This is a genomic window from Chryseobacterium sp. 2TAF14, from assembly GCF_052115105.1.
In the GTDB taxonomy this organism is placed as follows: Bacteria; Bacteroidota; Bacteroidia; order Flavobacteriales; family Weeksellaceae; genus Chryseobacterium.
This window is the reverse complement of record NZ_JBFRGA010000215.1, coordinates 1-9,450: the sequence shown is the minus strand read 5'-3', so window position 1 is coordinate 9,450 and position 9,450 is coordinate 1. Positions and strand designations below refer to the sequence as shown.

The window sequence follows — 9,450 nt, the reverse complement described above, 5'->3', positions numbered from 1 at the left end:
GTTGATAAACTGCCCATAAAACTTCCCATTGGCGTTCTCACTGCGGAAACGATGAATACTTCTTTCATATTTTTTTCTTTTATACTTTAAGTTTAATTTTCTTTTTTAGCTTTTATGAAAAGCATAATGAATGCTCCCAAAAATTCGGCAATCCATCCCCATTGTAGCTTTACCGTTCCTGCCAAAGCTTTCGTCCAGGACTTAAACGGTAAAAAGCTGAAGTAGCTTGAAGCCTGATATTTTGTGGCAAATAAGGTAAATACAAATAAAATAATCAGAAATACAGCAAAAATATTGACAAGCTTGGCGCGGTTGTTTACAATCCCGAAAAGGGCACATGCACAGAATAGCCAGCAAAATATCGCCAGATAATGATCGACCTGCCAATAATTCCAGTTTCCTATGATGGGAACATGAACCAGTGGTAAAAAGCTTCCGACCACGACCAAAAGCAATCCTAAAAGCTGCAAATTTTTCATTCCTTTATTTTACAATTTTAAATGAATCTCAGAATGCCAAAATACAAAAAAAAACATACTTTTTATAAGTATGCTTTAAAATCATTTATTTAAGAATGACAATATTATTTAGATAAAAATATTAAACAATATTTATTAATTAATTAACATTAACTTAATTTTAATGTATATTTAAAAATTAATAATTGCTATTTATAAACCAATTTGTAGACTATATCAACTGTTGGCAAACTATTATCATTAAAAGTATTGTAAAATCTTTCTGAAAATTAAAATGTAAGCGCCCAAAGATCTATACCAATTTGCACTCCTCTTTTGTTACGAATTAATGCATCATTGTTGAAAACAGGTGTAAAATCTTTCATCACATAAATATTAAACCCGAAATATTCAATAGAGATTTTGCCTCCGAAAATAAAAGGATTTAGCCCTTTTGAAACGCCTTCCCGAATATCCATTCTATTTCCGAAATCATTTTTATACTGAAGATGAATTCTGTCATTGACCTTCACTCCTCCGTAAAGCCCCACTCCTACACGCAATTGTTTTTTGGTGTTATCAATATAACGTGCTCCGTTATAGTCTTTATATTTCGGATTTAAAACGAAAATTGCTTCGACTGGAACATAAATGTAATCTGTTCTCAACCATGCGTTTTTAAAATTATTTCCTGTAAACTCAGTAATGTAAAGATTTTTATCATCCTGAGCGAAAATTTTATCCCCACTCGGAATAACTGTATCAAGTCTCCAGCCTAAACCAAGACGGTAAAAAACAGAGCTTGTGGTTTTTCCTAATTGATTTTCGTAACGCAGAGAGAAATTTCCGGACATTGAGTTTTTTAATTCATTTCCTTTAGAAAAATTAAAAAATTTGTTATCTGTAAAATTGATCAGTGAAATTCCTGCAACATAGCCGAAACTTTCCAGATAATTTTTAGGATCTTCAGGCTCATCAAACTCAGGCTGCTCAAATGTAAGATCCAGCAAAGCGCCTCTTGCTGTTCTGAACAGACTATTTTTTTTATCGATATTACTTTTAAAAAGTGCTCTTCTGACCGTTTTGCCGGTAATTTCTTCGTATTCGTCTTTTTGACGGTCAATCTCATCGTTTATAATCGCTTCATAGCGAATGGCAGCTGTATTTTTCTGCTCATTCATCTCGCTTTCAGAGATCTCACCGGCTTTCATTTTTTTCTCAAGCAGATCAAATTCAGCATTCATTTTATTTCGTTCTTCAACGACCACGCTGTCGATTTTGTTGGTATAATTTTCCATCTGTTTCTTCAAAGTTACTTTACTTTGGGAATAGCTGATCGAGAACAAGAACATAAAAGCTCCTGTTAAAAGTATTTTTAGCTTCATATCTGATGATTTATTTTTGTTCGTCTGTGTTGTTACTGCCGTTAAAAATGGTGATGATTTCCGGGCTTACATTGATTCTGTTAATCGTAATAATCCCAAGTCTTTTTACATTTTCCTGTGCATTTTCTTTCTTTTCAATACTATATTTTCGCTGAAAAATTAAATCGTTTGCTGTAACGTATTTTACTTTCGTTTCTTTTACAACAGGTTTCGTTGCCATTAATTGAGGAGATTCAGAAATATGCTGTTCAGGTTTGGTATTCATCTCAATCTCTGGTTTTATATTGATCTGAGATTGTGGATTTTCAATTTTTAGAGTTTCTTTTAAAACTTCAGGTTGACTTTGAACCCATATTTCCGATTGCTTTTTCTGAATTTTTTCTGATTTAACAATAATTTCAGAAGTAATATTTTGATTTTCATCATCATTAGCATCAGATTCAATAGTTTTTGTTGGTTTAAAATTATTTTCATCCGGATTTTTAGCTGCAATTACTTCTTTAGGTTTTAAAGACTGATCAGAGTTAAAGTAAAACACAGTTCCTAATGATACCAGAACAGCAATTACCGCAGCATATTTCCACCATTGAAAGAGTGGTTTTTGTACCGTTTCAGAATCTTTGTCTAATCCAAGTTCGATTTGATTCCAAAGATGATCAGAAGGCTTTATTTCAAGGTTTTCGTAGTCAGTTTTTAACTGTTTCCGTATTTTTTTGTCCATTTTCTTTTGATTTTAAATAATCAGCAATCCATTTTTTGGCTTTGCTGAGCTGGCTTTTGCTTGTTCCTTCAGAGATATTCAGAATTTCTGCAATTTCCTGATGCTTTTTATCTTCAAAAACGTAGAGGTTAAAAATCAGTCGGTAACCAGTCGGCATTTGAGAAAAAATTTCTTCGATATTGATTTCTCTTAAACTGTCGTTCAGTTCATCTTCGGAAAACTCATCAGCAACTTCAATATCTGTGTACAAAATATTTTTATTTTTCCTCACAAAAGTTATTGAGTCATTTACTACAATTTTCCTCAGCCAAAAGGGAAAGCTTTCCCAGTCTTTGCAATCGTTGATTTTATTGAAACATTTTAGAAAAGCATTCATTAAAATATCTTCCGCATCGTGAATATTATTGGTGTAAGAATTTGCAACCGCCAACATTTTAGCTGAAAACAAATCATAAAGCGCTTTCTGAGCTCTCCGATCATGTTTTTTGGCAAGTTTAAAATTCTCTTCTAAATGCTTCATTGATTAGTTTTCTACCTATAAGACTGCGGAAATTGAAAATGGTTGCCTAAAAGTAAAAAAAATTGCACTTTTTTTTCAAAAGTGCAATCTGATATATCTTTATTGCTGAAATAAATTAATGTTTAATTTCTCTCAGCTGATCCGGATTGTGTTTATGCTTGAAAATAATGGCAAATAAAACGGTCACAACCAATGCATAACCTGCAAAAATATACCATGAAGTCTGCCATCCTGCAAGCTGCAAAGCGGGATCAGTTTGTGAAAAAACATAATGATTTACCACTTCCTGAGCTCCCAACATTCCAATGGTAGCCCCAAAACCGTTGGTCATCATCATAAAAACTCCCTGTGCGCTCGAACGAATGCTTTTATCTGTTTCTTTATCAACAAATAACGATCCTGAAACGTTGAAGAAATCGAAAGCAATTCCGTAAACGATCATCGATAGAATAAACATCCAAACTCCTCCGCCAGGATTTCCCGTTGCAAACAAACCGAATCTTAAAACCCAGGCAAACATTGCCATCAACATTACTTTTTTAATGCCGTATCGTTTTAAAAAGAAAGGAATTAATAAGATACAAAGCGTTTCTGAAACTTGTGATAATGAAATCAAAGCATTGGCATTGTTTGAACCCCATGTATCTGCAAATTCAGGAATAACTTTAAAACTCGTTATGAAAGGGTTTGCATAACCGTTGGTAATTTGTAAAGACACGCCCAAAAACATTGAAAATATTTTATTTACAGGGCAATTCGGCAATGTAAATGAATAAACAAATAGAATAATTCCTAAAACCCCGGAAACAAAAAACTGGCTGTAACTATTCTGAAAGCTTGGAAAATCTGCTTCATTTGAAAAATTAAAACTGAAATCTCCGTTCTGAATACCTGCAAAATTCACAAATAACATGGCACAGATAAAACCTACCGTTCCCATTGTTCGGATGGGCGGAAATGATTTTATCGTATCAAAATTATTGTTAACTAAAACAGTGTAAGCAACAGAATTGGAAAGTGCAATTGTCGGCATATAGAAGGTAACGCTCAGACTATACAAAAGAAACAGTTTCGAAAACTCTACATCTGCTCCTGCAGACATACCGTAATAACCTGCCCAAATAAGGAAAGCCGCTGCAAGAAAATGCGAAATCCCAAGAAGCTTCTGAGCCTGAATCCACCGGTCTGCAATAATTCCCATGATTGCAGGCATAAAAATGGAAACAATCCCCTGCATTGCATAGAAAAGCCCGATTTTGGAACCTAATCCTACGGAGCCTAAATAATTCCCCATGGAAGTAAGATAAGCTCCCCAAACCCCAAACTGCAAAAAGCTCAGGATGGTCAAACGTAATTTTAAATTCATCTTATAATTGTAAATATCTCTTTAATCTATTTTCTTTTTTCGCCTTTTGATCTCCTCCTGAATTTCAAGAGCGGTATCAAAATCTTCTTCTTTCACAGCTTCATCAAGCAATTTTTGTAATTCTTCCATTGAGACAGACGATAAACTGTCTTCAGCCTGTACGGTTTCAGAAAAAGTTTCCTCTTCTTTAGATACTTYTTCCAGTTCCAATAAAATTCCGGCTTCGTTTAAAACCTGCTGTGTGGTATAAATCGGTGCATCAAATCTTACCGCCATGGCAACAGCATCTGAAGTTCTTGCATCAAGAATCAGCTCTTCCTCGGTTTCAGAATTTTTAAAATTGATATTTGAAAAGAAAACACCGTCTACAATCTGATAAATGATTACAGAAACCAATTTATAATTTGTAGAAATAATAAATTTTGTAAATAAATCGTGTGTAAGCGGACGTGGCGGATGAATGTCTTTTTCTAAGCCTAAAGAAATGGATTGCGCCTCAAAATTACCGATAACAACAGGCAATTTAATGTTAGTTTCTTCATGTTCCAATAGCAATGCGTAAGCGCCCGATTGGGTCTGACTGTACGATATTCCGCGTATGACTAGCTGTTTATAATCCATGACTACAAATATAAATTAATTTTTTATTGTAGGTTTTACTTTTTTAGACAAAAATAAAAGCCCGGAAGGGGCTTTTATATGTGAATTGTGAATTAACTGCGTTGTCAATCTTGCTTCGCAAGTGAATTTTTAAAATAGGTTTAAAATTGACAAGCAAAGCGAATTGACAATTGCCAATTCATTTTTATCCTTTTAATGCTTTAATCTTCTCAGTTAATGCAGGAATAATCTGGAAAGCATCTCCTACAACACCGTAATCTGCTGATTTAAAGAACGGAGCTTCTGCATCACTGTTGATTACAACGATTGTTTTAGAAGAGTTTACACCCGCCAAATGTTGTATAGCTCCAGAAATACCAATTGCAATATAAAGATTTGGTGCAATTGCTTTACCAGTCTGTCCAACGTGCTCTGTGTGAGGTCTCCATCCGATGTCTGAAACCGGCTTTGAACAAGCTGTTGCAGCACCTAAAACATTTGCCAAATCTTCTACCATTCCCCAGTTTTCAGGACCTTTCATTCCTCTACCTGCAGAAACTACTACTTCAGCTTCTTTAAGGTCTAATTTCCCTGAACTCTGCTCGTGAGAAATCACTTTTGTATCTTCATTAGCAACAGAAAGGTTTTTCACTTCTTCAGAACCAGAAACTGCATTTTCTTTAACACCAAAAGCGTTTTGAGAAACGGTAAGAATTACTCCTGCTCCTTCAGCTTTTGCATGCATGAAACCTTTTCCTGAGAAAGCTTTTCTTTTCACCTGAAACGGAGACTGACTTTCCGGAGCTTCCAAAACGTTGGTAATTAAAGAATAATTCTTCATTACCGCCAACATTGGTGCTACAGAAGAAGCATCTGTAGTGTGAGGAAAAACAAAAATATTTCCGTCTGCAACTTCACTTACAGCCTGTGCATAAGCTTTTGCCGAGAAATTTTTAAGACCTTCGTCTTTGATGTTGATTACATTTGTTGCTCCATATTTATACAATAAATCTGAAGAATCTGTTGGGTTTACAGAGATTGCCGTAACGGTATCTCCCGCCTGATCAGCCACTGCTTTAGCATAAGAAACTGCCTCAAAAGCTGCTTTCTTGTAAACTCCGTTTATATTTTCTGCGTATACGAATACTGCCATTTTTTTAATTTTTAGGTGTTAGGAATTAGGTTTTAGGAATTAGCTTTTAAGCTATTACCTAATACCTGAAATCTGTTATCTTTTTTAAATTACTTTAGCTTCCTCGTGAAGAAGTCTTACCAATTCATCTAAATTATCAGGAGAAACAATTTTCACAGCTGCTCTTGGCGGAACTGAGTCATAAGAAACTCCCTGAACTTTCACCTCAGAAGAAGTAGGCTCTACAACCTGCAAAGGTTTTGTTCTTGCCGACATAATTCCTCTCATGTTTGGAATAATCAAATCTTTTTCATCAACCAATCCTTTCTGACCAGCAATTACAGCAGGTAATTTAACAGAAATCGTTTCTTTACCGCCTTCAATTTCTCTTACAGCAGTAGCTTCAGCTCCGTTTATATCTAAACCAACAGAAGCGTTTACGAAAGGCTGATTCAATAACTGTTTAACTGCTTTTGTTAATGCGAATTCGTCTAATGGATTGATCACCCACTGAATTCCGTTTTTGTCGAATGAAGATTTATCTGCTGTAAAGTTGATTTTTGAAGTAGTATCCGGAACACTACTGATGCAAACTAATATTTTCATATGTAGATTTTATTGTTTTTAATTGCCATATGTTATCGCTTGTTTTCATTGCTAAAAGCGTTTCCAAATTATGGCGATTTCATATGTTGTTTAATTATTTTCATTTACCTAACAGCTTTCGGCTTTATGGGTGTTATCATTTTATTTTCAGCTAATTAATCCTTTAGATTTTCGGAAGCTGATTTTGTTTGTTAAGTTTTGTAAATATAAATAAAAAATATATTATGCATGCATAATACTTATTTAATTATTATTCAGCGCATTATAAGTTTCTAAGCCTTTGGTTTTGTTGCTCTAAACTCAATCTTGCTTGGTAAAACCCTTGGATTCATCTTTAAAATATCAAGCACTAAATTCCCCATATCTTCAGGCTGAATTTTCCAGGCATCTTTTTCTGACGGAATATTTCCATTAAAATTTGTCGCCACCGAGCCCGGCATTATTACGGTAGATTTAATATTATACTTTCTTAAATCGATCATTGCAGCTTGTGTAAAGCCAACAACTCCAAATTTTGAGGCATTGTAACCTGTTCCGTTTTCAAAAAAATTAGCTCCAGCTAAACTTGAAATCGTAATATAGTATCCTTCAGTTTTCTTTAATTCTTCAACTGATGCTTTTAAAGTATGAAAAACTCCGGTTAAGTTGGTATCAATCATATCATTCCATTCTTCGGAGCTTAGTTCGTCAACAGGTTTGAAAATCCCCAATCCTGCATTAGCAATTACGAAATCTAATTTCCCGAATTTTTCTACGATTTTTTTGACTGCATTAGATTCATTATCTAGATTTTTCACATCCGAAATTAAGCCTAAAACATTATCTGAGTATTGTTTTAATTCATTTTCGACTTTTTCCACATCTTCTTTTTTTCTTCCTGAAAATGCCACTGAAATACCATTTTCAAGTAAGACTTTTGCGATTCCATATCCTACACCTTTTGTTCCTCCTGTAATATAAGCAACTTTATTTTCTATCATTGATTAAATTTTAAAACCCTAAAATAACAAAAACGCCCCAATTTGGAGCGTTTTGTTATACTGAAATTAATCAGTTATTATTTTTTGATGAATTTCTCTGTAGAGATACCATCATTTGTTTCAATATTGATTAAATAAGTTCCTGCAGGAAGATTTCTAACATCAACTTTGTCTCCATCTAATTTTGCATTTACTTTTTTACCTGTAAGATCTACAACAGAAACTGCATTGATTTTTGAATCTGTTTTGATATTTAAAATCTCTGAAGTTGGATTAGGTGAAATCATCAAAGTAGGTTTTGCTTTTTTAACGGCTGTGTCTACTCCTAATGTTGCCGCATTTGTAAATTCAACCTGAATATTATCAACTCCTGCCGTATTTGTAATAGTATTACYCGCTAATGTTGTGTTTACTGCATCAAATTCTGCTGCAATATCTCCAGTAAAGACTGAATAAGTTGTACTTCCAGAAAAATTATAACTAGCGCCAGTAGTTCCGTTTGTATATGTATACGTATGTTGTCCTGTTGTTTTATTATACAAATAAGTAACTGTTACCCAAGAATTAGCTGGAAACGTTTCAGTACCTAAAGTTAATGAAAGTAAACCTGTTTGAGTTGGTGTGGCTACTACTGTAACTCTAGCTTGTCCATAAATTCTTTTTGTTTCGTAATCATATACAATTCCTCCTATAGTTGCAGCACTTGAGAGTAACTGTATTCCCACTCTACCTTTTCCTGTTGCAGAGCCAGTATAAATTTCCATTGTCGCACGTACTATATTATTTGCTGGTGTTGCTGTAGTTGGAAATCCTTTAAAAGCATACTTATTATTAGTATTTGCGCCTGTACTCGGTGGTGCACCTGCACCTGTAGTAATATTCAAACTTTTGCCATGACCGGCATCAATTGCAACCACTTGATAATCTGCTGCAGCGCCTTGATAAATATACCATCCATTTTGACCTGCAGTTGCACCAGTTGCATCTGTAGCCAAACTACCATTCGTTAATGCATTAAAATTTTCTGTAATTAAAGATTGAACTTGTCCGTAAGCAATAGTTGAACCAATAATCATTGAAGCCAATAAAACTTTTTTCATAATATAATTTTTAATTTTAATCTTGTAAATATAAAAAAAAGTTAATATATCTATAAAAAATTTTTTTCTAAAATTAAATAATCCTCAAGAAAACTTCTCAAGGATTATTATTTATCAAATTAATTCACTTTTTAAGACTTTGAATAATTCTCAAAAAACAACGGAATACTTTCAATTCCTTTATAGAAATTAAACAAACCGTAATGCTCGTTTGGCGAGTGAATTGCATCAGAATCTAAACCAAATCCCATTAATACCGATTTAGCTCCTAAAACCTGTTCAAACATCGATGTGATAGGAATACTTCCTCCTCCTCTGTAAGGAAGCACCTCTTTTCCGAAGGCAGACTGCATTGCATTTTTAGCAGCCAAAAACTCTTTGGTATCAGTTGGTAAAACATATGGCATCCCGCCGTGATGCGGGGTAACTTTTACTCTTACATTTGCCGGAGCAATTTTTTCGAAATATTTTGTAAACTTTTCTGTAATTTCTTCAGGAGTCTGATAAGGAACCAAACGCATCGAAATTTTAGCTGAAGCTTTAGAAGGAATCACCGTTTTTGCACCTTCACCAGTATAACCG

Annotated in this window: 11 protein-coding genes; all 11 read right to left on the bottom strand. The window is 34.1% G+C overall.

Annotated elements, in window-relative coordinates:
* Window positions 1–92: 92 nt before the first annotated feature.
* Window positions 93–479 (bottom strand): hypothetical protein, encoded by a 387-nt coding sequence (locus tag AB4Y90_RS16140; protein WP_441558602.1) that lies wholly within the window; start codon window positions 477–479, stop codon window positions 93–95.
* A gap of 269 nt (window positions 480–748) precedes the next feature.
* A complete protein-coding gene (locus AB4Y90_RS16135) occupies window positions 749–1,843 on the bottom strand; it encodes a hypothetical protein (RefSeq protein ID WP_441558601.1) in 1,095 nt (364 codons plus the stop codon).
* Between the two features lie 10 nt (window positions 1,844–1,853).
* A complete protein-coding gene (locus AB4Y90_RS16130; protein ID WP_441558600.1) occupies window positions 1,854–2,564 on the bottom strand; it encodes a hypothetical protein in 711 nt (236 codons plus the stop codon).
* Window positions 2,530–3,084: an RNA polymerase sigma factor gene (locus AB4Y90_RS16125; RefSeq protein WP_441558599.1), complete on the bottom strand. Its 555-nt coding sequence runs from the start codon at window positions 3,082–3,084 to the stop codon at window positions 2,530–2,532. The genes AB4Y90_RS16130 and AB4Y90_RS16125 overlap by 35 nt, the downstream gene beginning before the upstream one ends.
* A 115-nt stretch (window positions 3,085–3,199) precedes the next feature.
* Window positions 3,200–4,450 (bottom strand): MFS transporter, encoded by a 1,251-nt coding sequence (locus tag AB4Y90_RS16120; RefSeq protein WP_441558598.1) that lies wholly within the window; start codon window positions 4,448–4,450, stop codon window positions 3,200–3,202.
* A gap of 21 nt (window positions 4,451–4,471) precedes the next feature.
* Entirely contained in the window at window positions 4,472–5,071 is a 600-nt protein-coding gene (locus AB4Y90_RS16115) for a bifunctional nuclease family protein (RefSeq protein ID WP_441558597.1), read from the bottom strand.
* 184 nt (window positions 5,072–5,255) lie between these two features.
* Complete coding sequence (locus AB4Y90_RS16110) at window positions 5,256–6,203, bottom strand: electron transfer flavoprotein subunit alpha/FixB family protein (protein WP_441558596.1); 948 nt, start codon at window positions 6,201–6,203, stop codon at window positions 5,256–5,258.
* A gap of 84 nt (window positions 6,204–6,287) precedes the next feature.
* Window positions 6,288–6,788: an electron transfer flavoprotein subunit beta/FixA family protein gene (locus AB4Y90_RS16105; protein ID WP_441558595.1), complete on the bottom strand. Its 501-nt coding sequence runs from the start codon at window positions 6,786–6,788 to the stop codon at window positions 6,288–6,290.
* A gap of 272 nt (window positions 6,789–7,060) precedes the next feature.
* A complete protein-coding gene (locus tag AB4Y90_RS16100) occupies window positions 7,061–7,768 on the bottom strand; it encodes an SDR family oxidoreductase (RefSeq protein ID WP_441558594.1) in 708 nt (235 codons plus the stop codon).
* Between the two features lie 77 nt (window positions 7,769–7,845).
* Entirely contained in the window at window positions 7,846–8,868 is a 1,023-nt protein-coding gene (locus tag AB4Y90_RS16095) for a T9SS type A sorting domain-containing protein (protein ID WP_441558593.1), read from the bottom strand.
* 131 nt (window positions 8,869–8,999) lie between these two features.
* On the bottom strand, window positions 9,000–9,450 hold a 451-nt coding region (locus tag AB4Y90_RS16090; protein ID WP_441558592.1), incomplete at its 5' end, for a M20/M25/M40 family metallo-hydrolase.